At 72.0% G+C, this 23,079-nt stretch carries 25 protein-coding genes; 15 read left to right on the forward strand and 10 right to left on the reverse strand.

Annotated features, from left to right (window positions below; translation table 11 throughout):
- Positions 1-2: 2 nt before the first annotated feature.
- Positions 3-557 carry a DUF6328 family protein gene (locus K377_RS13505; RefSeq protein WP_111663534.1) on the forward strand — a complete coding sequence of 185 codons (555 nt, stop codon included), beginning with the start codon at positions 3-5 and terminating at the stop codon, positions 555-557.
- Positions 558-564: 7 nt separating this feature from the next.
- On the opposite strand, the gene K377_RS13510 is transcribed toward K377_RS13505, so the two are convergent.
- Complete coding sequence (locus K377_RS13510; RefSeq protein WP_111663535.1) at positions 565-1,023, reverse strand: ATP-binding protein; 459 nt, start codon at positions 1,021-1,023, stop codon at positions 565-567.
- Between the two features lie 285 nt (positions 1,024-1,308).
- Between K377_RS13510 and K377_RS13515 the strand changes: the two genes are divergently transcribed.
- Both K377_RS13515 and K377_RS13520 read left to right on the forward strand, forming a co-directional pair.
- A complete protein-coding gene (locus K377_RS13515; protein WP_111663536.1) occupies positions 1,309-2,160 on the forward strand; it encodes a helix-turn-helix transcriptional regulator in 852 nt (283 codons plus the stop codon).
- Positions 2,161-2,219: 59 nt separating this feature from the next.
- Positions 2,220-2,444: a DUF397 domain-containing protein gene (locus K377_RS13520; RefSeq protein ID WP_111663537.1), complete on the forward strand. Its 225-nt coding sequence runs from the start codon at positions 2,220-2,222 to the stop codon at positions 2,442-2,444.
- Here the strand turns inward: K377_RS13520 and K377_RS13525 are convergent.
- On the reverse strand, positions 2,425-3,618 hold the full coding sequence (locus K377_RS13525; protein WP_111663538.1) for an 8-amino-7-oxononanoate synthase: 1,194 nt from the start codon (positions 3,616-3,618) through the stop codon (positions 2,425-2,427). The genes K377_RS13520 and K377_RS13525 overlap by 20 nt on opposite strands.
- Positions 3,619-3,761: 143 nt before the next feature.
- Here K377_RS13525 and bioB point away from each other — a divergent pair, with 143 nt between their 5' ends.
- The 4 genes from bioB to K377_RS13545 all read left to right on the forward strand — a co-directional run bounded on the left by bioB (position 3,762) and on the right by K377_RS13545 (position 7,899).
- Positions 3,762-4,901 (forward strand): biotin synthase BioB, encoded by a 1,140-nt coding sequence (gene bioB, locus K377_RS13530; protein WP_111663539.1) that lies wholly within the window; start codon positions 3,762-3,764, stop codon positions 4,899-4,901.
- Positions 4,894-6,171 (forward strand): adenosylmethionine--8-amino-7-oxononanoate transaminase, encoded by a 1,278-nt coding sequence (locus tag K377_RS13535; RefSeq protein ID WP_111663540.1) that lies wholly within the window; start codon positions 4,894-4,896, stop codon positions 6,169-6,171. The genes bioB and K377_RS13535 overlap by 8 nt, the downstream gene beginning before the upstream one ends.
- Positions 6,172-6,177: 6 nt before the next feature.
- The gene (gene bioD / locus K377_RS13540) at positions 6,178-6,906 is read left to right on the forward strand and encodes a dethiobiotin synthase (protein WP_111663541.1); all 729 of its coding nucleotides are present in this window, start codon (positions 6,178-6,180) and stop codon (positions 6,904-6,906) included.
- Positions 6,907-7,242: 336 nt separating this feature from the next.
- Positions 7,243-7,899 (forward strand): class I SAM-dependent methyltransferase, encoded by a 657-nt coding sequence (locus K377_RS13545; RefSeq protein ID WP_111663542.1) that lies wholly within the window; start codon positions 7,243-7,245, stop codon positions 7,897-7,899.
- A 7-nt stretch (positions 7,900-7,906) separates the two neighbouring features.
- On the opposite strand, the gene K377_RS13550 is transcribed toward K377_RS13545, so the two are convergent.
- The 7 genes from K377_RS13550 to K377_RS13580 form a co-directional block, all read right to left on the reverse strand.
- Positions 7,907-8,245 (reverse strand): fic family toxin-antitoxin system, toxin component, encoded by a 339-nt coding sequence (locus K377_RS13550; protein ID WP_111663726.1) that lies wholly within the window; start codon positions 8,243-8,245, stop codon positions 7,907-7,909.
- A gap of 46 nt (positions 8,246-8,291) precedes the next feature.
- Entirely contained in the window at positions 8,292-8,531 is a 240-nt protein-coding gene (locus K377_RS13555) for a toxin-antitoxin system HicB family antitoxin (RefSeq protein WP_111663543.1), read from the reverse strand.
- Positions 8,532-8,595: 64 nt separating this feature from the next.
- Complete coding sequence (locus tag K377_RS13560; RefSeq protein WP_111663544.1) at positions 8,596-9,717, reverse strand: serine hydrolase; 1,122 nt, start codon at positions 9,715-9,717, stop codon at positions 8,596-8,598.
- Entirely contained in the window at positions 9,717-11,561 is a 1,845-nt protein-coding gene (locus K377_RS42715) for an ABC transporter ATP-binding protein (RefSeq protein ID WP_111663545.1), read from the reverse strand. Before K377_RS42715 ends, K377_RS13560 begins: the two co-directional genes overlap by 1 nt.
- Positions 11,562-11,802: 241 nt before the next feature.
- Positions 11,803-12,696 (reverse strand): ABC transporter permease, encoded by an 894-nt coding sequence (locus K377_RS13570; RefSeq protein WP_111663546.1) that lies wholly within the window; start codon positions 12,694-12,696, stop codon positions 11,803-11,805.
- Positions 12,696-13,730 (reverse strand): ABC transporter permease, encoded by a 1,035-nt coding sequence (locus K377_RS13575; protein ID WP_202455912.1) that lies wholly within the window; start codon positions 13,728-13,730, stop codon positions 12,696-12,698. Before K377_RS13575 ends, K377_RS13570 begins: the two co-directional genes overlap by 1 nt.
- The gene (locus K377_RS13580) at positions 13,711-15,309 is read right to left on the reverse strand and encodes an ABC transporter substrate-binding protein (protein WP_237551970.1); all 1,599 of its coding nucleotides are present in this window, start codon (positions 15,307-15,309) and stop codon (positions 13,711-13,713) included. Before K377_RS13580 ends, K377_RS13575 begins: the two co-directional genes overlap by 20 nt.
- A 208-nt stretch (positions 15,310-15,517) precedes the next feature.
- Here K377_RS13580 and K377_RS13585 point away from each other — a divergent pair, with 208 nt between their 5' ends.
- From K377_RS13585 to K377_RS13615, 7 genes are all read left to right on the forward strand, one after another.
- Positions 15,518-16,333 (forward strand): IclR family transcriptional regulator, encoded by an 816-nt coding sequence (locus K377_RS13585; RefSeq protein WP_111663549.1) that lies wholly within the window; start codon positions 15,518-15,520, stop codon positions 16,331-16,333.
- A gap of 201 nt (positions 16,334-16,534) precedes the next feature.
- Positions 16,535-17,422, forward strand: a complete 888-nt coding sequence (locus tag K377_RS13590; protein ID WP_111663727.1) for a 3-keto-5-aminohexanoate cleavage protein — start codon at positions 16,535-16,537, stop codon at positions 17,420-17,422.
- A 26-nt stretch (positions 17,423-17,448) separates the two neighbouring features.
- Positions 17,449-18,417, forward strand: coding sequence for a 3-hydroxyacyl-CoA dehydrogenase NAD-binding domain-containing protein (locus K377_RS13595; protein WP_111663550.1), 969 nt, complete (start codon positions 17,449-17,451; stop codon positions 18,415-18,417).
- Entirely contained in the window at positions 18,414-18,863 is a 450-nt protein-coding gene (locus tag K377_RS13600; protein ID WP_111663551.1) for a thioesterase family protein, read from the forward strand. The genes K377_RS13595 and K377_RS13600 overlap by 4 nt, the downstream gene beginning before the upstream one ends.
- Positions 18,864-18,905: 42 nt before the next feature.
- Positions 18,906-19,334: a GNAT family N-acetyltransferase gene (locus tag K377_RS13605; RefSeq protein WP_111663552.1), complete on the forward strand. Its 429-nt coding sequence runs from the start codon at positions 18,906-18,908 to the stop codon at positions 19,332-19,334.
- Positions 19,335-19,547: 213 nt separating this feature from the next.
- Positions 19,548-20,879: a hemolysin family protein gene (locus K377_RS13610; protein WP_111663728.1), complete on the forward strand. Its 1,332-nt coding sequence runs from the start codon at positions 19,548-19,550 to the stop codon at positions 20,877-20,879.
- Positions 20,876-21,898, forward strand: coding sequence for a hemolysin family protein (locus K377_RS13615; RefSeq protein WP_111663553.1), 1,023 nt, complete (start codon positions 20,876-20,878; stop codon positions 21,896-21,898). Before K377_RS13610 ends, K377_RS13615 begins: the two co-directional genes overlap by 4 nt.
- Positions 21,899-21,913: 15 nt before the next feature.
- Here the strand turns inward: K377_RS13615 and K377_RS13620 are convergent, their stop codons facing one another.
- Entirely contained in the window at positions 21,914-22,174 is a 261-nt protein-coding gene (locus K377_RS13620; RefSeq protein WP_237551971.1) for a holin, read from the reverse strand.
- A 114-nt stretch (positions 22,175-22,288) separates the two neighbouring features.
- Here K377_RS13620 and K377_RS13625 point away from each other — a divergent pair, with 114 nt between their 5' ends.
- On the forward strand, positions 22,289-23,059 hold the full coding sequence (locus tag K377_RS13625; protein WP_111663554.1) for an SGNH/GDSL hydrolase family protein: 771 nt from the start codon (positions 22,289-22,291) through the stop codon (positions 23,057-23,059).
- The last annotated feature ends 20 nt before the right edge of the window (positions 23,060-23,079 follow it).

A 23,079-nucleotide genomic window follows, 5' to 3' on the forward strand; every position in this document is an offset into this window, starting at 1 on the left:
GCATGGACGAACGGAACGAGACGCCCCTGGAGCGGGCCGACCGGAACTACGGCGAGCTGTTGCAGGAGCTCCGGGTCACCCAGACCGGCGTGCAATTCCTGTTCGCTTTTCTGCTCACCCTCGCGTTCACGCCGCGCTTTCCCTCGCTCGACACGGTGCAGCGCGCCACCTATGTGACGACGCTGCTCCTCTCGGTCGTCGCGGCCGCCCTGCTGATGGCGCCCGCCGCGGTGCACCGGGTGCTGTTCCAGTTGGGGGCGAAGCCCCGGATCGTCCGGGTCTCGTCACGGCTCGCCGCGTGCGGCATGGCCGCGCTCTCCCTCGCGCTCACGGGTTCGGTGCTGCTGGTGGTCGATGTGACGGTCGGCCGGGGCGGCGGCATCGCCGCGGGCGCAGGAACGTTCCTGGTGTGCGCGGGGCTGTGGGGCGTGCTCCCCGGCCTGCTGCGCCGCTCCCTGGCGGGGCGGGCGGAGTCTCCGGGTGCTCCGGGTCCTCCGGGTCCTCCGGGTCCTCCGGATGCTCCGGATGCTCCTGGTACGGAGAAGTCGTCCGGCTGACCGGTGCTCAGCCGGTCGGGGACGGGTGGACGCCGCCGCCGGCCACGGCGTTCTTCCACGGCAGCGCGATCCACACCGTCTTGCCGCCCTCGGGGGTCGGGCAGACCGAGAGTCTGCCGCCGCACTCCGCCGTCAGGCAGCGGATGATGACCATGCCCCGTCCGTTGTCCTGCTGGACCGCGGCGGGCAGCCGCTTGGGATAGCGGGGGTGGCTGTCGGTGACGCCGATCCGCAGCCGCTCGTCCCGCTCCAGTTCCAGCTCGACGGTGAAGGTGGGGGACAGACCCCGGGTGTGCTGCACCGCGTTCGTCGCGAGTTCGGAGACGATCAGCCGGACCGTGTCGGCCGCGTCACCGTCGCCCGGCATGCCCCACTCCGTCAGCACGTTGCTCACGTACCTCCGGGCCGTGGAGACCGACGCGGGGTCGCTCGGCAGTGTGACGGATGCTTCCTGGTGGTCTGCCATGGCGAAGTCGTCCCTTTCCTGCCGGGGCCGCTCGACCGCCCGCCGCGGATGCTTCACTTCACCGGCCCCGGCTACTGCTTCGCGCCAGCGTGCCACTTGGATGCGCTTCCAGGGTGGCGATCCCCCAAGATATGCATATATCTGTCGCCCGAAGCGGTGAACTCTGCGACGGTAGACCGTATTTGGGCGAGCGCACGCCGGTTCCTCTACCGTCTGCTCAGGAGCCGTCACCGCACGGGCCGGGAGGGAGAACGGCCGCGCGGCCCGAGGGGCAGAGGAGTCAGCATGAAGTACGGTCCCGCGGTACGCCGCCGCAAGCTGGGTGCCGAATTGCGCGCGCTGCGCGTGGGTGCCGGCCTCACCAGTGGTGAGGCCGCGCGACTCGTCGGATGGCACCAGTCGAAGGTGAGCCGGATCGAGACAGGACGCAGTGGCGTGAAGGCCTCGGACGTACTCCGTCTGCTCGACGCCTTCGACGCCAAGGACCCGCAACTACGTCAGCTCGTGGTGGCGTTGGCGGGAACGGAGGACGTCGGCGGGAGTCACTGGTGGCACGCGTACCGCGGTCTGCTGCCGCCCGCTTACCGCGACTTCATCAGCCTGGAGTCACAGGCATGCCGGATCTGGACGCTGGAGAACAGTGTCGTGCCCGGGCTGCTGCAGACACCGGAGTATGCCTACGCGGTGACGCGATCCGTTCTCGGCGGCATGTCCGAGGGGCATATCGAGGCGCTGGTGGAAGTGCGTCTCGCGCGACAGGAGGTGCTGCGTTCGCAGACACCCCTGCAGTTGACGGCCATCCTCGACGAGGCGGTACTCCGGCGCGAAGTGGGCGGAAAAGACATTCTGCAAAGGCAATTGGCACATTTGGCCGAGGTGGCCCGGCTGCCGCATGTCCGGATTCAGGTGCTTCCCTTCTCGGCAGGTGGTCACCTCGGTATCACCGGGCCTTTCGTTGTGTTCTCATTTCCGAACACAACTGATCTGGATGTGGTTGTTCTCGACCATTTGACGAGTAGCCTCTACCTCGAGCAGAAAGAAGACCTCACGGCGTACACGGACGCCTTTGAAGCTCTTCTGGGACACGCTCTTTCGCCCGAGGACTCGCTGGAGTTCATCGCACAGATCGCCGGATAGCCGGGTGTGCGGGGTCGCCGACGCTCCGTCACGCTCCGGCACTGCGTCAGGGAGGCACCATGAATGCACTGCCTCGGTACGTTTCCGACAGCATGTCACTGAGCGGCGCACTGTGGCGGCGGAGCAGCCGCAGCACAGGCGCCAACAACTGCGTCGAGACGGCCCCCTTGTCCTCGGGGCCCGCGGCCGGTCTCCTGGCCGTCCGCGACTCCAAGGACACGGCGGGACCCGCCGTGCTGTTCGCTCCTCACGCCTGGGAAGGGTTCATCGGCTCCCTGCGCTGACCGCGCCCCGGGGAGCCGTTCGGCTGATCACCCGCACCGCCTCGGCGAGTTGCTCGTCGGTGAGGTCGGCGCGGGCGGTCAGCCGCAGCCGTGAGACACCGTCCGGCACCGAGGGCGGACGGAAACAGCCCACCGCCAGTCCCGCCGCCCGGCAGGCCGCGGCCCAGCGCACCGCTTCGTCGGGCGAGGGTGCGCGCACGGAGACCACCGCCGCGTCCGGGCGCACGGCCGACAGGCCCTCATCCGTGAGGAGTTGATGCAGCGTCGCCGCGACCTCGCGGGCCCGTGCCGCCCGCCGAGGTTCGCGGCGCAGCAGACGCAGCGCCGCGAGCGCGGCGCCGACCGCGGCCGGGGCGAGGCCGGTGTCGAAGATGAACGTACGCGCCGTGTTGACGAGGTGCTCGATGACCGGCGCCGGGCCGAGGACCGCGCCGCCCTGGCTGCCGAACGACTTCGAGAGGGTCACGGTGGCGACGGTGCCGGGGTCGCCCGCGAGGCCCGCCGCGTCCGGGGCGCCGCGACCGCCCGCCCCGAGCACACCGAGCCCGTGCGCGTCGTCGACGATCAGTCCGGCCCCGAACTCGCGGGCCACATCGCCCAGTTCGCTGAGCGGCGCGCGGTCCCCGTCGACCGAGAAGACGGTGTCGCTGACCACCACGGCCGGGCCGTCGTGCGCGGAGAGGGCCGCGCGGACGGCTCCGGGATCGGCGTGCGGCACGACCCGGGTGCTCGCGCGGGCCAGCCGGCATCCGTCGATCAGGGACGCGTGATTGGCCGCGTCGGAGACGATCAGCGAGCCCTGCGGAGCGAGCGCCGTGACGGCCGCGAGGTTCGCCGCGTAACCGGACGACAGCACGAGCGCCGCCTCGAATCCGCAGAACTCCGCCAGCTCCCGCTCCAGTTCGGCGTGGAGTTCGGTGGTACCGGTGACGAGCCGCGAACCGGTCGCGCCGCCGCCCCAGCGACGTGCCGCCTCGACCGCCCCCGCGACGGTCTCGGGGTGCCGGGCGAGGCCCAGATAGTCGTTGCTCGCCAGATCGAGCAGCGGGGAGTCGGCGGGACGAGGGCGCAGGGTGCGGACGAGTCCGGCGCTCTCGCGGGCGCGGCGCTGCTCGCCGAGCCAGCCGAAGGCCGGGGCGACGGCGGGGGCGGGGGTGCTGTGCGCTGGAGCCATGACTCCCTCTGTTTGTAGGTAATGCACAGACCCTAGTCGGCCCGCCACCGGCCCAGGGTGTGGCAATACCCACACGTCGAGCACCGTCCTTTGTACGAACTCTCCTTTCGCCGGAGCGCACCTTTGAGTCAGGATCAGGGCTCATGGACCTGCTGAACACGCTGGTGGACAAGGGGCTTCGGCGCGAGACGCCGAGCCGTGAAGAAGCGCTCGCCGTCCTGGCGACGCCGGACGACGAACTGCTCGACGTGGTGGCCGCGGCCGGCAAGGTGCGCCGCCAGTGGTTCGGGCGCCGGGTGAAGCTGAACTACCTGGTGAACCTCAAGTCGGGCCTGTGCCCGGAGGATTGCTCGTACTGCTCCCAGCGGCTCGGCTCGAAGGCGGAGATCCTCAAGTACACCTGGCTCAAGCCGGACGAGGCGTCGCAGGCGGCCGCCGCGGGTGTCGCGGGCGGCGCCAAGCGGGTCTGCCTGGTGGCGAGCGGGCGCGGCCCCACGGACAAGGACGTGGACCGGGTCGCGGCGACCATCGACGCGATCAAGTCGGAGAACGAGGGCGTCGAGGTGTGCGCCTGCCTGGGCCTGCTCTCCGACGGGCAGGCGGAGCGGCTGCGCGGTGCGGGCGCCGATGCCTACAACCACAACCTGAACACGTCCGAGGCGACGTACGGCGACATCACCACGACGCACACGTATGCCGACCGGGTCGACACGGTGCAGAAGGCGCACGCGGCGGGCCTGTCCGCCTGTTCCGGGCTCATCGCCGGCATGGGCGAGAGCGACGAGGACCTGGTCGACGTCGTGTTCGGGCTGCGCGAACTGGACCCGGACTCGGTGCCGGTGAACTTCCTGATCCCGTTCGAGGGGACGCCGCTGGCCAAGGAGTGGAACCTGACGCCGCAGCGCTGTCTGCGGATCCTGGCCATGGTCCGGTTCGTCTGCCCGGACGTGGAGGTGCGGATCGCGGGCGGCCGTGAGGTGCATCTGCGCTCGATGCAGCCGCTCGCCCTGCACATCGCCAACTCGATCTTCCTGGGCGACTACCTCACCAGTGAGGGCCAGGCGGGCCGGGCGGACCTGGAGATGATCGCCGACGCGGGGTTCGAGGTGGAGGGCACCGACCAGGTGACGCTGCCGGAGCATCGCGCGGGCGGCTGCGGCTCGGTGTGCGGATCCGAGGAGGGACCGGCGGCCACCACGGCTCCCGAGGCGACGGAGGCACGGACCGACCTGGTCGCCGTGCGCCGCCGGGGCGCCGGGACGGATCTCGCGCCCAATGCCTGATCCGCGTATCGAGGAACTGCTCCGGCTCGACCGCGATCACGTCTGGCATCCGTACGGTCCCATGCCGGGACGGCAGCAGCCCCTGGTCGTCGAGTCGGCGGCCGGGGTGCGGCTGCGGGTCGCCGGGCACGGCGAGCTGGTCGACGGGATGTCGTCGTGGTGGTCGGCGATCCACGGCTACAACCACCCGGTGCTCAACGAGGCGGCGCGCGGGCAGTTGAAACGGATGAGCCACGTCATGTTCGGCGGGCTCACCCACGAACCGGCGGTCCGGCTCGCGCAACGGCTGGTCGAGATGTCTCCGGCCGGTCTTGAACACGTGTTCCTCGCCGACTCGGGGTCCGTGTCCGTCGAGGTGGCGCTGAAGATGTGCCTGCAGTACTGGCGCTCGCTCGGGCGGCCGGAGAAGCGCAGGATGCTGACCTGGCGCGGCGGCTACCACGGTGACACCTGGCAGCCGATGTCCGTGTGCGACCCCGAGGGCGGGATGCACGGCCTGTGGGCCGGTGTGCTGCCCGAGCAGGTGTTCGCGGACGCCCCGCCGAGCGCGTACGAGGAGTCGTACGCGGAGCATCTGCGGCAGACCGTGGAGCGGCACGCGCACGAGCTGGCCGCCGTGATCGTGGAGCCGGTGGTCCAGGGGGCCGGCGGGATGCGGTTCCACTCCCCCGCGTATCTGCGGGTGCTGCGGGAGGCGTGCGACGCGCACGACGTGCTGCTGGTGTTCGACGAGATCGCTACGGGCTTCGGGCGCACCGGCGCGCTGTTCGCGGCGGAGCACGCCGCGCTCACCCCGGATGTGATGTGTGTGGGCAAGGCGCTGACCGGCGGTTATCTGACGCTGGCCGCGACGCTGTGCACGGCGCGGGTGGCTCAGGGCATCTCGCGCGGCGAGGTGCCGGTGCTCGCGCACGGTCCTACGTTCATGGGCAATCCGCTGGCGGCCGCCGTGGCCTGTGCCTCGATCGACCTGTTGCTCGGGCAGGACTGGCTCGGTGAGGTGAAGCGGATCGAGGCCGGGCTGCGGGAGGGTCTTTCGGCGGCGTCGGACGTGCCGGGGGTCCGGGACGTCCGGGTGCTCGGCGCGATCGGTGTCGTGCAGCTCGACCACGAGGTGGATGTCGCCGCGGCCACCCGGGCCGCGGTCGCCGAGGGGGTGTGGGTGCGGCCGTTCCGCGACCTCGTCTACACGATGCCGCCGTATGTCACGGGTGACGAGGATCTGGCGCGGATCACGCGTGCGGTGTGCGCCGCGGCGCGGGAAGGATGAACGGGCATGACCGTATGGGTGGTCTCCGGTACGGGGACCGAGATCGGCAAGACCGTGACGACGGCGGCGCTGGCGGCGGTCGCCGTACGGGCCGGGCGTTCGGTGGCGGTGCTCAAGCCCGCTCAGACCGGGGTCGCGCCGGGTGAGCCGGGCGATGTCGCCGAGGTGGTGCGGCTGGCCGGTGAGCGGGTGACCGGGATGGAGCTGGCCCGGTATCCGGAGCCGCTGGCGCCGGGGACGGCCGCGGCGCGGGCCGGGCTGCCGCCGGTGCGGCCCGCCGAGATCGCGGAGGCGGCCGGGAAGCTGGCGGCCTCGCACGATCTGGTGCTGGTCGAGGGCGCGGGCGGGTTGCTGGTGCACCTCGACGAGCGGGGGTCCACGCTCGCGGACGCCGCGCGGCTGCTCGGGGCGCCGGTGCTGGTGGTGGCGCAGGCCGGGCTGGGCACCTTGAACTCCGTGCAGCTGACCGCCGAAGCGCTGCGGGGCCGTGGGCTGACGCAGGCCGGGGTGGTCATCGGCGCCTGGCCCCGGGATCCGGGCCTCGCCGAGCGCTGCAACGTGGCCGACCTGCCGAAGGTCGCCGGGGCACCACTGCTCGGAGCGGTACCGGAGTCCTCCGGGGGGCTCGGAGTCTCGGAGTTCCGCGCCGCCGCTGGGGGGTGGCTGGCGCCGGAGCTGGGCGGGGTGTGGGACGGTGCGGGGTTTGCTCGACGGTGGGGTTCGTCTGCGGGTTGAGTGCGGCTGGTAGTCCGCCGGGTGCGCGCCGGTGGCCTCTTCCCGCGCAGTTCCCCGCGCCCCTGGGCAGTTCCCCCAGCGCGGCCCGGTGGCCGCTTCTCGCGCAGTTCCCCGCGCCCCTGAAGGCTGCGCTTCGCGCGCCTTCCCCTTGAGGCTGCGGCTCCGCCGCAGCCTCTGGTGATGAGATGGCGCACGCAGTGCGCATCTCAGGGGCGCGGGGAACTGCGCGCTCAGCCACACACAACCTGCACCCGGCACCCGGCAGAACGTGCGCGCCGCGTTGCCGTGTGCCCCGGGCGGGGAAGACTTCGGTCAGGAGACGACGGGAGGCGTGCGATGACGGATCGGCCCCGGAAAGCGGCGGACGCCGTACGGCACCCGGTGTTCGCCCGGTTCTACGCGGGGCTCAGTGAACGGATCGAGCCGTTCATGGGCCCGGTGCGGAGCGAACTGCTCGCGGGGCTCTCGGGCCGGGTGCTCGAGGTCGGGGCGGGGAACGGGCTGAACTTCGGGCACTACCCCGCCACCGTTGCCGAGGTCGTCGCCATCGAGCCGGAACGGGGACTGCGCCGGCTCGCCGTCGAGGCGGCGCAGCGCGCGGAGGTCCCGGTGGATGTGGCGCCCGGGGCTGCGGAGGCGCTGCCGGTGAAGAGCGAGGGGTACGACGCCGTGGTGCTCTGCATCGTGCTGTGCAGTGTGCGCGATGTGGCGCGGGCGCTGGGTGAGGTGCGGCGCGTGCTGCGCCCCGGCGGCGAGGTGCGGTTCTTCGAGCACGGCAGGGCGCCGGGCCGTGCGATGCGCGGGGTGCAGACGGGGCTCGACCGGACGGTGTGGCCGCTGCTCTTCGGCGGCTGTCACACGGCGCGCGACACGGTGGCCGACCTGCGCGACGCCGGTTTCGAGCTCGGGGAGCACCGGGCGCTGATCGTGCCGGATCGCGGGCCGCGGCTGCCGACCTCGTACTGCGTCCTCGGGACGGCCCGTCGTCCCTAGGGCACGCTCACCGGCTCCAGCCGTGCAGTTCCTTCTCGATGTCCTGGACGCTCGCGCCGTCGTGCTTCACCAGCCGGGCCAGTTCCCTGACCTGCTCCGGGGACGTGGTCACCGGCACACCGCTGGCGACCAGGTACGCGTAGGCGACGGCGGTGGCGTACATCGCGTTCGACCGTTCCAACGCCGGTACGTGGATGAGGAGTTGCAGCAGGGATGCGGCGCGCGCCTGCGGGGTGTCGTAGACCGGGAGGTCGAGTATCCGCGCGGTGTGCCGGGACACCGCCGCGACGAGGGCGCCCCAGTCCGTGACCTGCGGGTCGCCCGGGGTCTTCTGCTCGGCGACCATCAGCAGCCAGGCGAGGTCGACCGTGAAGTGCGGGGTGCCGCTCGCCTCACTCAACGGGGCGGCGCCGGCCTTCCGTGTCCGGGCCGAACTCCTCGGCGAAGACGGCCTCGTAGCGCTGCATGAAGTCGGCGGCGGCGTCGACGAACATGCGGCCCTGCTCGCCCGCGTCGCGCCGGACGAGCTCTTCGATGTAGCGGTTCACGCTCATCCCGCGGGCCAGGGCCCGCTCGCGGGCGGCGCGCGCGGTGTCCGCGTCCACCCGCACGTTCAGCTGCGTCTTCGGCATGCCCTCACGCTAGCGCCGGGCCGCTAGCACCGGCAAGGCCGTTGCCGGACACGCGAGTTGGCGGTCAGTCGCGCACGGCCGCCTCCGCGATGGCCGGGAGCGCCAGGTAGCAGAGGTCGCGGTACTGCATGTCGGCCCAGGCGTCCCCGTGCGGCCAGGCCGAGGTCTTGACGACGACCACGCGCCGGTCCCGGTCGGCGTACACGAACTGGCCGCGCATGCCGTCGGCGGTGACCCGGCGCCCCGTCACGTCCAGGGGCCACCAGTGGTGGCCGAACCCGGCGTGCGCGGTGATCGTGACCGGCAGTCGGCCCGGGTGCAGGAACGGCTCCCCCGGGCGGCTGGTCGTGTCGGTCCACTCCTGCGGGACGAGCCCGCGCCCGCCCCAACTGCCGTCCATCTGGAGCCATCCGAGGCGGGCCCAGTCGCGGGCCGTCGCCGCGAGCGAGCCGCCGGCCATGGCGACGCCGTGCCGGTCGTGGCCGACGACGGCCGGGTGCTCGGCGCCGAGGGCGTCCCACAGGCGGGAGAGATGGGTGGCGAAGTCGAGGCCGGTGGCGCGCTCGCGGACCCAGTCGAGGACGAGCGAGTCGGCGGTGCAGTACGTGAACGAAGTGCCCGGCGTACGGCCCGGCGGGATGCGCGTGAGCTGTTCGCGGATGCCGCCCTTGCCCTCGCGCACGGGGGCGACCAGGCGCGCGGCGGGCGAGGCCGGGTCTCGATGGTCCTCCACCCAGTCCACCCCGGTGGTCATCGCCAGCAGGTGACGGATCGTCACAGCACGGTAGCCGCAGGCAGGGTCGTTCAGTTCGGGGACGTACGAGCGCGCGGGCGCGTCGATGTCGAGCTCCGGGATGTCCCCGACCAGAAGGGCGAGGGCCGACTTGGTGGCGGAGTTGCCGAGCAGCCGGTCCTCGGGGGTGACGCCGTGGAAGTAGCGCTCGTGGACCAGGGTGCCGTCGACGATCACGACGAGCGAGGTGGTGCAGGTGAGTGCGAGGAACTCGTCGAGGTCCATGGTCCGGCCCGCCCCGGTGACCTTGGCGGAGAGCGGACGCTCGGCGCGGGGCCAGGGCTGCGGGGCGGCGGCCCGGGGGATCTCGGTGGTGCAGGGGATCAGCCGCTGCGGCTCCCGCAGCGACTCGACGTCGGGGCGGGTCCGGGGGTCCGCCGGTGCGGTGGCCATCAGGCGTCTTCTCCTACGGGTTCGGGGGCGCCGCCGCCCTTCCGGCCGGGCGTGTCCGAGAGCAGTTGCCGGGTGTACGGGTGCGCGGGCCGGTCCAGGACCTCGGCGGTCGGGCCCTCCTCCACGATCCGGCCGTCGGAGAGGACGGCGACGCGGGTGGCGAGGGAGCGGACGAGGGCGAGGTTGTGGGTGACGAACAGCATCGACAGGCCGCGGCTGGTGCGCAGTTCGTCGAGCAGGGTCACGATCGACGCCTGCACGGAGACGTCGAGCGCGGAGGTCACCTCGTCGCAGATCAGCAGCTCGGGCTCGCAGGCGAGGGCGCGGGCGATCGCGACGCGCTGGCGTTCGCCGCCGGAGAGCCGGTCGGGGCGCAGGTCGGCGACCCCGGGCGAGAGCATGACCTGGGCGAGGAGTTCGTGCACGCGCTCGGTGGCGGCGGCGCCACGGGCGAGACCGAACAGTTCCAGCGGCCGACGGATGATCTTGCCGACCGTCATCCGGGGGTTCAGGGCGAGGTACGGGTTCTGGAACACGTACTGGACGGACTTGCGCAGGTCGCGGCCGCGCTGCCGAGCCCCGGGCGGCATCGGTTCGTCCTGGAAGGTGACAGTGCCCGTCCACTCGTCGTGGAGTCCGCCGACGGCCCGCGAGAGGGTCGACTTGCCGCTGCCGGACTGGCCGACGACGGCCACGCACTCGTTGCGGCCGACGGTCAGGTCGATGCCGTGCAGGATCTGCCGGGAGCCGTAGTGAGCGGTCAACTCCTGCACGGTGAGGACGGGTTCGGGCCGCTCGGTGCCGGCCGGCGGGGCGACGGTGAACGTGAGCGGGCGGGCGCGGACGTGGTCCACCCGGCGGCAGCGGGCGCGCACGTCGCTGCCGGTGACGGCGGTCAGCTCGGGCTCCCGCTCCGCGCACGCGTCCTCGGCGAAGTCGCAGCGGTCGCGGAACCGGCAGCCGGTGGGACGGCGGCCCGGCGAGGGCGTGCTGCCGGGGATGCCGGTGAGCACGCGGGCCTCGTTGACACTGGGGACGGCGGTGAGCAGGGCGCGGGTGTACGGGTGCGAGGGCGTCGCGAAGACGGTCTCGCGCGGGCCGATCTCGACGATGCGACCCGCGTACATCACGGCGACGCGGTGGGCGAACTCGCCGACGACGGCCAGGTCGTGGGTGACGTAGACGGCCGCCACGTCGTGCCGGGCGCACAACTCCCGCACCGTGGCGAGGACATGGGCCTGCGTGGTGACGTCGAGGCCGGTCGTCGGCTCGTCCAGGACGAGGACCTTGGGGCGCAGCGCGAACGCCATGGCGATGCCGACGCGTTGCAGCTGTCCGCCGGAGAGCTGGTGCGGGTAGCGGCGCAGGAAGGCGTCGTCGTCGGGCAGCGCGACCTCGGCGAGCACCTCGCGGACGCGGGCGTCGCGCTCGGCCGGGGTGCCCGCGTGGTGCACGTCGAGCACTTCGCGGATCTGGCTGCCGATGCGCATCACGGGGTTGAGGGAGGCGGCCGGGTCCTGGGGGACATAGGCGACCTCGGAGCCGCGGCGTCCGCGGGCCTCCGCCGGTGGGGCGCCGAGCAGTTCGCGGCCGTCGAGGACGACCTCGCCTGCGTCGACGCGGGCGCCGCGGCGGGTGTGGGCGAGCAGGGCCGTGGCGATGGTGGTCTTGCCGCTGCCGGACTCGCCGACCAGGGCCAGGATCTCGCCCGCGGCGACGTCGAAGGAGATGTCGTCGACGACGTCGGGACCGGTGCGGCCGAGCACCACTCGCAGGCCGGTGACCGTGCACGAGGCCGTGGTCTCGGTGCCGGTCGGCTCGACGTCGGTGATCGGAGGGGTCATGAGGTGGCTCCCTTCGGGGCGGGGGCCGGCCCCGGCTGCCGGGTTGATGTGCGTTGCGGGCTGCGGCGTGCGTCGTGGCCGGTCGCGCAGTTCCCCGCGCCCCTGGGAGCGAGCTTCGCTCGCCCAGGGGCAGCCGCGCGCGACGCGGGTTTCAGGGGAAGGCGCGCGCAGCGCATGCCTTCAGGGGCGCGGGGAACTGCGCGCCCGGCCACGACGCACGCGCATCCGGCGACGAGACGGTTCACGACCGCTCACCGGCCCCGGAACCCGCCGCCGCGCGAGCGATGCCGTCGGCGATCAGGTTCGTGCCCAGGGCGAGCACGGCGATGGCGACGACGGGTGCCAGGATCGCCCACGGCTGGACGGCGAGGGCCAGGCGGTTCTCGTTGATCATCAGGCCCCAGTCGGCCGCGCTGGGGTCGGAGGCGAAGCCGAGGAAGCCGATGGAGGCGACCAGGCCGACCGAGTAGGTGAGGCGCAGCCCGAGTTCGGCGAGGAGCGGCGACGACATGTTCGGCAGCAGCTCGCGGAACAGGATCCGGGTGCGCTTCTCGCCGAGCGCCTCGGCGGACTGGACGAACTCGCGGGTGGCGAGCCCGGTCGTCATGCCCCGGGTGAGGCGGGCGACGCGCGGCGCGTGCGAGACGCCGACGACCAGGACGACGAGCCAGCGCTTGGGCCCGGCCACCGAGAGCAGCACCAGGACGAGCACGATCTGCGGGAAGGCGAGGATCACGTCGCAGACCCGCATGACGACCTCGTCGAGCCAGCCGCGCGCGTACCCGGCGACGAGTCCGGCGGCGACGCCGAGGACCATGCCGAGGACGGTGGCGGAGACGGCGGTGACGACGACCCAGTTGCCGCCCGCGAGGAGCCGGCTCCACACGTCCTGGCCGAGGTAGTCGGTGCCGAGGAGCGCGCCGGGCGCGGCGTCCGAGTAGGGGGCGCCGACGATGTCGTTCTCGCCGTGCGGGGAGAACAGCGGGCCGAGGAAGGCGATGCCCACGATGCCGACGGTGAGCACGAGGCCGACCCAGGTGCGGCCGGAGGCGAGCGCACCGCGCAGCCGGAAGCGGCGCGGGACGGGCTCCTCCCCGGTCGTGCCGGTCTTGGTGTCGAGCACAGCGGTGGCCATCACCGCACCCCCGTCCGGAGTTTGGGTGTCACGAGGATGGTCAGGACGTCGGCGATCAGGTTCACGACGACGTAGACGGCGGCGATCAGCAGGGCGAGTGCCTGGATCACCGGGACGTCGCGGTTGCGTACGGCGTCGACGAGGGCGGTGCCGATGCCGGGATAGAGGAAGAGGCTCTCCACGACGACCACTCCCCCGGCGAGCCAGGCGAGCTGGAGCGCCATGACCTGGATGGCGGGGACGACGGCATTGCCGAGGGCGTGCCGGGCGACGGCGCGGCGCTCGGGGACGCCCTTGAGCCGGGCCATCTCGACGTAGTCGCTCTCCAGGACCTCGATGAGGCTGGCGCGCAGGATGCGGGCGACGTACGGGACGACGGCGAGGGTGAGGGTCGCGACCGGCAGGATCATGACGACGGGGTCGGTCCAGGGGCCGCCGGCCCAGGAAACCGCCACGGACGGCAGCCAGGTGAAGACGACCGTGGAGAAGACGGTGACCAGCAGGATGCCGATCACGAACTCGGGGAGCGCGGCGGTGCCGAGCAGCGCGACCTGGATGACGTGGTCGACGGCGCGGTCGCGGCGGCGGGCCGAGTAGAGGGCGACGAGCGCCGACAGCGGGGCGATGATCACGGCCGAGATGGCCACGAGGACGGCGCTGTTGACGATCTTCGTGCCGATGAGCGCGGAGACCGGGCCCTTGGTGGCGAGGGAGGTGCCGAAGTCGCCGGTGAGCACTCCGCCGAGCCAGGAGAAGTACTGGTGCACGGCCGACCGGTCGAGGCCGAGCTCGGAGCGGAGCGCGGCCAGGCGTTCGGGGGTGGCCGAGCGCCCGAGGATGGCTTCGGCCGGGTCGCCGAGCAGGTGCGTGGCGGTGAACACCAGCAGGGAGATCAGCCAGAGGGTGAGCACCGCCATGCCGACGCGGCGCAGCGCCCAGAGGGTCCAGGTGCGTATGGGGCTGGGGGCGTCGTCGCGGAGGAGGGACCCGTCCGCCGCGGGGACCGCCGCCGGCTCAGTTGCTGACCGAGACATTGCGGAACTCGTAGTTGGAGAGGGGCAGGTTGGAGTTCGGGGTGAAGCCGGTGACGTTGGCCGCGTAGGCGTCCACCTGGTTCTTGAACCCCCAGACGATGTGCCCGCCGCGGTCGTACTCGATCTTCTGGGCGGCCTGGAGCAGTTCCTTGCGCTTGTCGGCGTCGAATTCGCGTCGGGCCCGCGTCATGAGGCTGTTGAACTCCGGATCGTTCCAGTGGGTTTCGTTGTACGGGGAGGACTTCAGGGAGCCGGAGTCCACCTGCGGGACGTAGTTCCGGGTGATCCAGTAGTCCTGGGCGAGGGGCCAGCTGAGGTAACGGTCGCCGTAGAAGGTCGCGGCGTCGGTGATGCGGACGTCGACCTTGACGCCGGCGCCCTTGGCCTGCTGGGCGAAGAGCTGGGCGGCCTCGATGGAGCCGGCGCCGATTCCGGAGGAGGTGACGAGTTCGACGCTGAGGTTCTCGTGCCCGGCGGCCTTCAGGAGGGAGCGTGCGCGGCCCAGGTCCTGGTGGCGCTGGGGCAGGTCGCTCGCGTAGGCCACGTCGAGCGGCGCGTACATGTCGTTCCCGACGCGGCCCTGGCCGCCGAGCGCCTGCTCGACCATCTGGGGCCGGTCGACGATGAGCCGGAAAGCCTGGCGGACCCGGACGTCGTCGAAGGGGGCGGTGTCGACGCGCATCGTGATGGGGTTCCAGGAGCCGGTCTTGGAGATCAGCACCTGCCCGCCCTGGTTCTTGATCATGTCGATGTAGGCGGGCGGCAGGTTGTCGATGGCGTCGAGCTGGCGGCTCAGCAGCGCGTTGATCTTCGCGGTGTCGTCGGCGAAGTCGAGGATGACCACCTCGTCGAGGTACGCGGGCCGGCGCCAGTAGCCGTCGAACCGCCGGAAGGTGGACCGGTCGCCGGGCTTGAACGACTGGTACGTGAACGGTCCGGTGCCGACCGGCTTCTTGAGGTCGAAGTCCTCGGGGACGACACCGAGCGTGTACTGGGCGAGCAGATCCTCGAACAGCGCGTACGGAGTCTTCAGGGGGATCCGCACCGTGGTGGCGTTCTCCCGCTTCAGGCCCTTCGCGTCGAGCATCGCGAGGCTTCCGGCGCCCGCGGTGGGCGCCTTGGGGTCGACGACGCGGCGCAGGGTCGCGATGACATCGTTGGCATCGAGCGTCTTGCCGTTGTGGAACTCGATGCCCTCGCGCAGCTTCACCACCCACGTCTTACCGTCCTTCGACGCTTCGAGGGACTCGGCGAGCAGCGGCTTGATGCGGTACTCGGCGTCGTGCGTGAAGAGCGGCTCGAAGAGGTTCACGACGCGCGACTGGTCGGGGTATGTGAGCGGGCTGTGCGGGTCGAGGCTGTCCTTGGCGCTGCCGCCGCTGACGCCGACGCGCAGCGTGCCGCCGCGCTGCGGCTTCCCGTTCGAGGCGGCGACGGTGGGCCGGGAGCACGCGCTCAGCAGGCCCGCGGCGGGCACGGCGCCGGCGAGCAGAGCGCCGCCGCGCAGCACGCCGCGGCGGCTCAGCCCGCGGGACCTGACCCGGGAATCGTCGCCGGGCGGAGAAACACTGTCGGACATGGTGGGGCCTCGCCTCCAGATCACAAGACGTCAGTACGTTCACATGGCGCGATCGCCGCTCGGATGCTGAGAACATAGGGACGGCCGTGAGGGAGGTCAAGTGAGGAAGATCCAGGTCGCAGGCCGTGCGCCTGCGCTCCTGCCCACGATGAACACTTGTATTCCCCCCAATGAACAACCGGGCTAGAGAGCCGAGGGACAGACACCTATGCCGAACACACGGCACACCACGGACGACCGTGAATCCGCCCAGGTCAGCGAGGGTTCGAGCCCGTCGGGCAAGGTCCAGTCCCTGGAGCGCGCGATCAGCCTGCTGCGGGCGACGGCCGACAGCGCGCCGGACGGCGACACCGCCACGAATCTCGCCGCTCGTTGCGAGTTGAACCGGGCGACGGCCTGGCGGCTCCTTTCGACCATGGAGCAGTTCGGTCTGGTGGAGCGCAGCCCGGTCACCAACCGCTACACGATCGGCTTCGAGGTGGCCCGGATGGCGTCGGTCGCCGGGTACGACGGGCTGATCCGCCGCGCGCACGGCACGCTGCGCCGGGTCAGCGAGCAGACCGGTGAGACCGCCGACCTCGCGGTGGTGCAACAGCTCGGGCTCACCTATGTCGACGAGGTGGCGCCGCCGGTGGTGCTGAGCGCCAAGTGGCTCGGCCGGCAGGTGCCGTTGCACGCCACGTCCACCGGCAAGGCCCTGCTCGCCTGGCTGCCCGAGGAGGAGGGGGACGCGCTGCTCGGCGACGCGCTGGAGGCGTACACGGACACGACGATCACCGACCGGCGACGGCTCAGGGACGATCTCGAACGGACCCGGGAGCGCGGCTACAGCGTCTGTGTGGGCGAGATGGAACGCAGCCTGTACGGCGTCTCCGCGCCGGTGCTCGGCAGCCGCGGCCGGCCGTTCGCGGTGGTCAGCATCTGGGGGCCGCACGACCGGGTGCCTGAGTCGCGGTTCGAGACGCTCGGGCCGCTCGCGCGGGCCGCCGCGGAGGAGATCGCACGGGCCACGGAGACGCTCTGACAGTGGCTTGTTCGGCGTTCATTTGGTGCGGTGATCGCTCGCATCATGAAACGAGGGCTTGAGGTCACCATCGATCCGCGGTTACGGTCGTGACGTCCCGGCCCCGAGCCGCCCGTCCCCGAGCCTCTTCCCGTCGCCCGCCCGCCTCCCTCCCGAGAGGAACCGAAGCGACCCATGAACGCCATGAACGCCATGAACTCCATGAACCACGACGTCATCATCACCTGCGCCCTCACCGGCGCCGGTGACACCGTGCGCAAGAGCCCCCACGTCCCCGTCACCCCCGAACAGATCGCCGCCTCCGCGGTGCAGGCTGCCGAAGCCGGTGCCGCCGCGGTCCACATCCACGTACGCGATCCGGAGACCGGTGCGCCGTCCCGTGATCCGCGGCTGTACCGCGAGGTCGTCGAGCGCATCAAGGAGACCGGCACCGACGTCGTCATCAACCTGACCGCCGGCATGGGCGGCGACCTGGTCGTCGACCCCGACGAACCGCTGCGGCACCTGCCCGGCACCGATCTCGTCGGCGGCCTGGAGCGGCTGCCGCACGTCGAGCAACTGCTGCCGGACATCTGCACCCTGGACTGCGGCTCGCTGAACTTCGGCGACGGCTCGAACCTCTACATCTCCACGCCCGACATGCTCCGGGCCGGTGCCGCGCGCATCCAGGAGCTGGGTGTGCGGCCGGAGTTGGAGATCTTCGACACCGGACACCTGTGGTTCGCGAAGCAGTTGCTCGCCGAGGGGCTGCTCGACGACCCGACCGTGTTCCAGCTCTGCATGGGCGTCCCGTGGGGCGCGCCCGCCGATCCCGGGGTGCTCCAGTCGATGGTCAACATGCTGCCCGAGGGCGCGCAGTGGGCCAGTTTCGCGCTCGGCCGGATGCAGATGCCGTGGGTGGCGCAGTCGGTCCTGCTCGGCGGGCACGTGCGCGTCGGCCTTGAGGACAACCTCTATCTCGGCAAGGGCGTCAAGGCCACCAACGCCCAACTGGTGGAGCGCGCCGTGACGATCGTCGAGGCGATGGGCGCCCGCGTCGCCACGCCCGACGAGGCCCGCCTCAAGCTCGGCCTCAAGCCCCGCGGTTGAGCCCCGACCACTCCAAGGAGCCTTTGTTGAGTTCCCCTCGGAAGACCTCCCCCGAGTCCGTGCGCCGGGTCGCCTGTGTCGGCGCCGGAGTGATCGGCGGCGGCTGGGTCGCCCATTTCCTCGGCGGCGGCTACGACGTCACCGCGTGGGACCCGGCGCCCGACGCCGAGGCCCGGCTGCGTCGCCTGGTGGACGCGGCCTGGCCCGCCCTCGAACAGCTGGGGCTCGCCCCCGGCGCGTCGCCGGACCGGCTCACGGTCACCGGCACCCTCGAAGAGGCCGTCGCGGACGCCGAGTTCGTGCAGGAGAGCGCGCCGGAGAAGCTGGAGCTGAAGCGCGAACTGCTCGCGAAGCTGGACGCCGCGACCCCCGCCGGCGTCGTGATCGCCTCCTCCACCTCCGGCTATCCGATGACCGACATGCAGACGGCGGCGGCGACCCCGGGCCGGCTCGTCGTCGGACACCCCTTCAACCCGCCGTACCTGATACCGCTCGTCGAGGTGGCGGGCGGCGAGCACACCGACCCGGACGCCGTGGACTGGCTGTCCCGCTTCTACGAGAGCGCGGGCAAGTCCGTGATCACCATGGACCGGGAGGTCCCCGGCTTCATCGCCAACCGCCTCCAGGAAGCCCTGTGGCGCGAGGCCCTGCACATGGTGGCGAACGGCGAGGCGACAGTCGCCGACATCGACCGGTCCATCACCGAGGGGCCGGGGCTGCGATGGGCGGTCATGGGCCCGATGCTGACCTTCGCGCTGGCGGGCGGCGAGGGCGGCATGGCCCACATGCTCGACCACTTCGGGCCGTCCCTGAAGTCGCCGTGGACCCGGCTCGAAGCCCCGGAGCTGGACAAGGAGCTGTACGACGCCGTGGTCACCGGCTGCGACGACGCCGCCGCCGGGCGCACCGTGGCCGACCTGGTCGGCGAGCGGGACCGGGGCGTGATCGCCGTACTGCGTGCCACCGGACGGCTGCCCGGGACCGGTGCCGCGTGAGCGCCCTTCCGCTGTTCCACGAGACCGTGCGGCCGGAGTGGATCGACTACAACGGCCACATGAGCGAGGCGTTCTACGTCCTGGTCTTCGGATTCGCGACCGATGCGCTGATGGACCGTACGGGTGTGGACGCCGCCTACCGCGAACGCACCGGCTGCTCGCTGTACACGGTCGAGTCCCACGTCCGCTATCTGCGGGACGTCCCCGAGGGGACCGCGCTCACCGTACGGACGCGGGTGCTCGGCGCGGCCGGGAAGAAGGTGCGGTTCGCGCACGAGATGTTCGCGGGAGGCCCGGAGGCCGTCGCCACCATCGAACTGCTCGCGTTGTACGTCGATCAGAAGGCGGGCCGGGCGGTCCCCTTCCCCGACGACCTGCGGGACCGGCTCGCCGCCCTCGCGGAACCGGCGCCGGAGTGGGCGGGGCGGTCGGTCACCGGTCCCTGAAAACCGTTGCGGCGCGCGGCTCCGCCTGATTGCCTTCGCGCCATGAACGATCTCCGTGTCCGGTCCGCCGCCCCCACCGATCTCGACGCCGTGCTCGCCTTCTGGAAGGTGGCCGCCGAGGGCACCAGCATCAGTGACGACCGCGCGGGCGTGGAGCGCCTGGTCGCCCGCGACCACGAGGCGCTGCTGCTCGCCGAGCGCGACGGGGAGCTGGTGGGGACGGTGATCGCCGGATTCGACGGCTGGCGGTGCCATCTGTACCGGCTCGCCGTGCACCCGGACGCGCGGCGGCAGGGCATCGGCTCGGCGCTGCTCGCGGCGGCGGAGGAGCGGTTCCTCGCGCTCGGCGGGCGGCGCGGTGACGCGATGGTCCTGGACCGCAACGAACAGGCGCACCACGCGTGGAAGGCCGCCGGTTATGCCCCCGAGCCGCAGTGGAGCCGGTGGGTCAAGCCGCTCACCGAGCGGTAGCGCATCGTTTGCTTTGCCGGTCCTTTACCATGGGCGTGTGCCTCGCATCGCGCGAGGCACACCACGTTCCGCGGCGAAAGCCTCCAGTGAAAGGTGTGAGCGTCCGCCCATGGGCGAGCCTCCCAGTACCCGGTCGATCCCCCTGCGTGGTCCCCGTGATCGCGCGCCACAGCCGCCCCTGGCCGATCATGGGACGGAGGTGACGACCCGATGATGACCGAAGTGCTCCTGCTCGCCGTCGCAGTGCTGCTCTCGCTGATCTGTGGCGCCTTCGTCGCCGCGGAGTTCTCGCTCACCACCGTCGAGCGCGGCGAGCTAGAGGACGCCGTCGAGCGGGGTGAGCGCGGTGCCGCCGGTGCCCTGAAGGCCGCGCGCAACCTCACCTTCCAGCTCTCCGGCGCCCAGCTCGGCATCACGGTCACCAACCTGGTCGTCGGCATGCTCGCCGAGCCGTCGATCGCCAAGCTCATCGCGGGACCGCTCGAGGCCGTCGGCGTTCCCGGGAGCGCGTCGTCGTCGGTGGCGCTGGTGCTGGGTACCGCGCTGTCGACCGTGTTCCTGATGGTCGTCGGTGAACTGGTGCCGAAGAACTGGGCCATCTCCTCCCCGCTGGCGGTGGCCAAGCGGGTGGCGACGCCGCAGCGCTGGTTCAGCGCGCTGTTCCGCCCGTTCATCACGCACCTGAACAACACCGCGAACCGGCTCGTGCGCCGCTTCGGCATCGAGCCGACCGAGGAGCTGGCCTCCGCGCGCGGTCCGCAGGAGCTGATGGCCCTGGCCCGCCACTCCGCGAAGGAGGGCGCCCTGGAGGCGGACACCGCCGAGCTGTTCGTGCGCACCCTGAACCTGGCCGACCTGACCGCGGAGAACGTGATGACGCCGCGCGTCCAGGTCGTCGCCCTCGACGTGCAGGCGACCTGCGAGGACGTGGCGAACGCGACCCGCGCGACCGGCCTGTCCCGCTTCCCCGTCTACCGCGGCAACCTCGACACCGTCGTCGGCATCGCCCACATCAAGGACGTCCTCGCCGTGCCGGCCGACCGGCGCGCCCGCAAGACCGTCTCCGAGCTGCTGCGCGAACCGCTCCTGGTGCCCGAGACGCTCTCCGTCGACCAGCTCCTCGACCGGCTGTCCGGCAAGCGCACCATGGCCGTGGTCATCGACGAGTACGGCGGCACGGCCGGTGTGGCCACGCTGGAGGACATCGTCGAGGAGGTCGTCGGCGAGGTGCGGGACGAGCACGACCCGCACGAGACGCCCGACATCGCGGCCGCGGGCGCGGACGCCGAGGGCCGGACGGTGTACTCGGCCGACGGCGCCGCCCGCACCGACCAGCTCGCCCGGGTCGGACTGCGCGCGCCCGACGGCCCGTACGAGACCCTGGCCGGCCTCGTCGCCACCGAGCTGGGCCGCATCCCGGACATCGGCGACACCGTCGAGGTCGCCGGGTGGCGCCTCGACGTCGTGGACGCGCACGGGCACCGTGCCGCCCGCGTCCTGCTGCACGCCCCGCTCGCCGCCGCCGCGAAGGAGGAGGCCCGATGACCGCGATCCAGCTCCTGATCGGTCTGGCGACCCTCGTCGTCAACGCCTTCTTCGTCGGCGCCGAGTTCGCGCTGATCTCCGTACGGCGCAGCCAGATCGAGCAACACGTCGAGGAGGGGGCGGAGGGGAACCGCCGGGCCCGCAGCGTGCTGTGGGGTCTTGAGCACGTGTCGGCGCTGCTGGCCGCGGCCCAGCTCGGCATCACGCTGTGCACCCTGGTGCTCGGCATCGTCGCCGAACCGGCCATCGCGCATCTGCTGGAGCCGGTCTTCGACGCCGTCGGGATGCCGGACGGCCTGGTCCACCCGATCGCGTTCGTGATCGCGCTGGCCGTGGCGACGTATCTGCACATGCTGCTCGGCGAGATGGTGCCGAAGAACATCTCGCTCGCCGAGCCGGTGCGCGCCGCGCTGCTGCTCGGCCCGCCGCTGGTCGCCCTCGCGCGCGCCCTGCGCCCGGTGATCTTCGCCGTCAACGCCTTCGCGAACACGCTCCTGAAGCTGCTGCGCGTGGAGACGAAGGACGAGGTCTCGGCGACGTTCTCGGACAGCGAGCTGGCCCGGCTCGTCCGGGACTCCTCCGAGGCCGGCCTGATCGACGACCGCGCGCAGGAACGCCTGCACGACGCCCTGGAGCTGGGCCGCCGCCCGGTCAAGGACGTCGTGCTGCCGCTGGAGAAGGTCGTCTACGCGCGCGTGGGCGTCACTCCGGAGCAGTTGGAGCAGCTGTCCGCCGAGTCCGGGTTCTCGCGCTTCCCGGTCGTGGACGAGAGCCGGCGCATCGTCGGTTACCTCCATGTGAAGGACGCGCTGGACGCGATGCCGCGCGATCTGCCGTTCCGGGTGCCGGACATGCGGTCCATCGCACGGGTGCGCGAGGCGACGCCGCTGGACGACGTGCTCACCGCGATGCGGCGGAGCCGGACGCACGTCGCGGCGGTGCTCGGCGCGGACGGCCGCCTGGCGGGCCTGGTCACCATGGAGGACCTGCTGCGCGAGCTGTTCGGGCAGACCGTGTGAGGGTGCGGGCCGGGTTCAGTCCGTGGGCCGGGCCGCACGGTCCGGTGTGGGGGTCTCCAGGAGGCCCGGGCCGTGCGGGCCGACGCCCGCGGCGCCGAGCGCGGTGAGCACCGCGAGCAGCGTGGCCAGGCCCGCGGTGCCGAGCGCCGCCACCCAGTCGACGTTCAGCAGATTGGTCGCCCCGGCGACCAGGACGGCCGCCAGGGACTGTGCGAAGGTCCTGACGGCGCGCTCGGCGGTGGCCTTCCAGAAGGCCGCCGTCCACATGCTGCTCATGCCCATGACGCTCTCCCCGTTCAGTTCGGTGTTCTTGGCATACCGCCGCTCCCGCCCGCTGCCCAGACCTGTGGCGCGCGCGGCCGGGGAGGCCGGGATACGATCAACGGCGCCATGCAGATGAATGCCAACTACACCAGTCTTGTCGCGGTCGGCGACTCCTTCACCGAGGGCATGTCGGACCTGCTGCCCGACGGCTCCTACCGCGGCTGGGCCGACCTGCTGGCCGGCCGGATGGCGGCGCACACCCCCGGCTTCCGGTACGCGAACCTGGCGGTGCGCGGCAAGCTCATCGGCCAGATCGTCGCCGAGCAGGTCGACGTCGCCGCCGCCATGAAACCCGACGTCATCACGCTCGTCGGCGGCCTCAACGACACCCTGCGCCCCAAGGTCGACATGATCCGGGTCCGCGACCTGCTGACCGAGGCCGTCGAGAAGCTCGCGCCCGCCTGTGAGCAGCTGGTCCTGATGCGCAGCCCGGGCCGCAACGGCCCGGTCATGGAGCGGTTCCGGCCCCGCATGGAGGAGCTGTTCACCTGCATCGACGACCTCGCGGCCCGGCACGGCGCCCTCGTCGTCGACCTGTACGGGGCCCATGTCCTCGGCGACCAGCGGCTGTGGGACGTCGACCGGCTGCACCTGACGGCGGAGGGCCACCGCAGGGTCGCCGAGGCGGTCTGGCAGGCGCTCGGGTACGAGCCGGGCGACGACTGGCGTACACCGCTGCCGCCCGCGGTCGCGCCGACCTGGGTCAGGCGCCGGGTGAGCGACGCCCGCTTCGCCAAGCAGCACCTGGTTCCGTGGATCGGCCGCCGCCTGACCGGCAGGTCTTCGGGCGACGGCCGCCCGCCGAAGCGGGCCGACCTCGCCCCGTACGACGACTGAGCGCTGTGGGCGAGACCCCG

The organism is Streptomyces sp. PsTaAH-137 (assembly GCF_003259365.1).
Lineage (GTDB): Bacteria > Actinomycetota > Actinomycetes > Streptomycetales > Streptomycetaceae > Streptomyces.

Bases quoted from the DNA above. Each gene is read 5' to 3' on its own strand.
- K377_RS13505 (WP_111663534.1), top strand. From the start codon at position 3: ATGGACGAACGGAACGAGACGCCCCTGGAGCGGGCCGACCGGAACTAC.
- K377_RS13510 (WP_111663535.1), bottom strand. From the start codon at position 1,023: ATGGCAGACCACCAGGAAGCATCCGTCACACTGCCGAGCGACCCCGCG.
- K377_RS13515 (WP_111663536.1), top strand. From the start codon at position 1,309: ATGAAGTACGGTCCCGCGGTACGCCGCCGCAAGCTGGGTGCCGAATTG.
- K377_RS13520 (WP_111663537.1), top strand. From the start codon at position 2,220: ATGAATGCACTGCCTCGGTACGTTTCCGACAGCATGTCACTGAGCGGC.
- K377_RS13525 (WP_111663538.1), bottom strand. From the start codon at position 3,618: ATGGCTCCAGCGCACAGCACCCCCGCCCCCGCCGTCGCCCCGGCCTTC.
- bioB (WP_111663539.1), top strand. From the start codon at position 3,762: ATGGACCTGCTGAACACGCTGGTGGACAAGGGGCTTCGGCGCGAGACG.
- K377_RS13535 (WP_111663540.1), top strand. From the start codon at position 4,894: ATGCCTGATCCGCGTATCGAGGAACTGCTCCGGCTCGACCGCGATCAC.
- bioD (WP_111663541.1), top strand. From the start codon at position 6,178: ATGACCGTATGGGTGGTCTCCGGTACGGGGACCGAGATCGGCAAGACC.
- K377_RS13545 (WP_111663542.1), top strand. From the start codon at position 7,243: ATGACGGATCGGCCCCGGAAAGCGGCGGACGCCGTACGGCACCCGGTG.
- K377_RS13550 (WP_111663726.1), bottom strand. From the start codon at position 8,245: ATGGTCGCCGAGCAGAAGACCCCGGGCGACCCGCAGGTCACGGACTGG.
- K377_RS13555 (WP_111663543.1), bottom strand. From the start codon at position 8,531: ATGCCGAAGACGCAGCTGAACGTGCGGGTGGACGCGGACACCGCGCGC.
- K377_RS13560 (WP_111663544.1), bottom strand. From the start codon at position 9,717: ATGGCCACCGCACCGGCGGACCCCCGGACCCGCCCCGACGTCGAGTCG.
- K377_RS42715 (WP_111663545.1), bottom strand. From the start codon at position 11,561: ATGACCCCTCCGATCACCGACGTCGAGCCGACCGGCACCGAGACCACG.
- K377_RS13570 (WP_111663546.1), bottom strand. From the start codon at position 12,696: ATGGCCACCGCTGTGCTCGACACCAAGACCGGCACGACCGGGGAGGAG.
- K377_RS13575 (WP_202455912.1), bottom strand. From the start codon at position 13,730: ATGTCTCGGTCAGCAACTGAGCCGGCGGCGGTCCCCGCGGCGGACGGG.
- K377_RS13580 (WP_237551970.1), bottom strand. From the start codon at position 15,309: ATGTCCGACAGTGTTTCTCCGCCCGGCGACGATTCCCGGGTCAGGTCC.
- K377_RS13585 (WP_111663549.1), top strand. From the start codon at position 15,518: ATGCCGAACACACGGCACACCACGGACGACCGTGAATCCGCCCAGGTC.
- K377_RS13590 (WP_111663727.1), top strand. From the start codon at position 16,535: ATGAACCACGACGTCATCATCACCTGCGCCCTCACCGGCGCCGGTGAC.
- K377_RS13605 (WP_111663552.1), top strand. From the start codon at position 18,906: ATGAACGATCTCCGTGTCCGGTCCGCCGCCCCCACCGATCTCGACGCC.
- K377_RS13610 (WP_111663728.1), top strand. From the start codon at position 19,548: ATGACCGAAGTGCTCCTGCTCGCCGTCGCAGTGCTGCTCTCGCTGATC.
- K377_RS13615 (WP_111663553.1), top strand. From the start codon at position 20,876: ATGACCGCGATCCAGCTCCTGATCGGTCTGGCGACCCTCGTCGTCAAC.
- K377_RS13620 (WP_237551971.1), bottom strand. From the start codon at position 22,174: ATGAGCAGCATGTGGACGGCGGCCTTCTGGAAGGCCACCGCCGAGCGC.
- K377_RS13625 (WP_111663554.1), top strand. From the start codon at position 22,289: ATGCAGATGAATGCCAACTACACCAGTCTTGTCGCGGTCGGCGACTCC.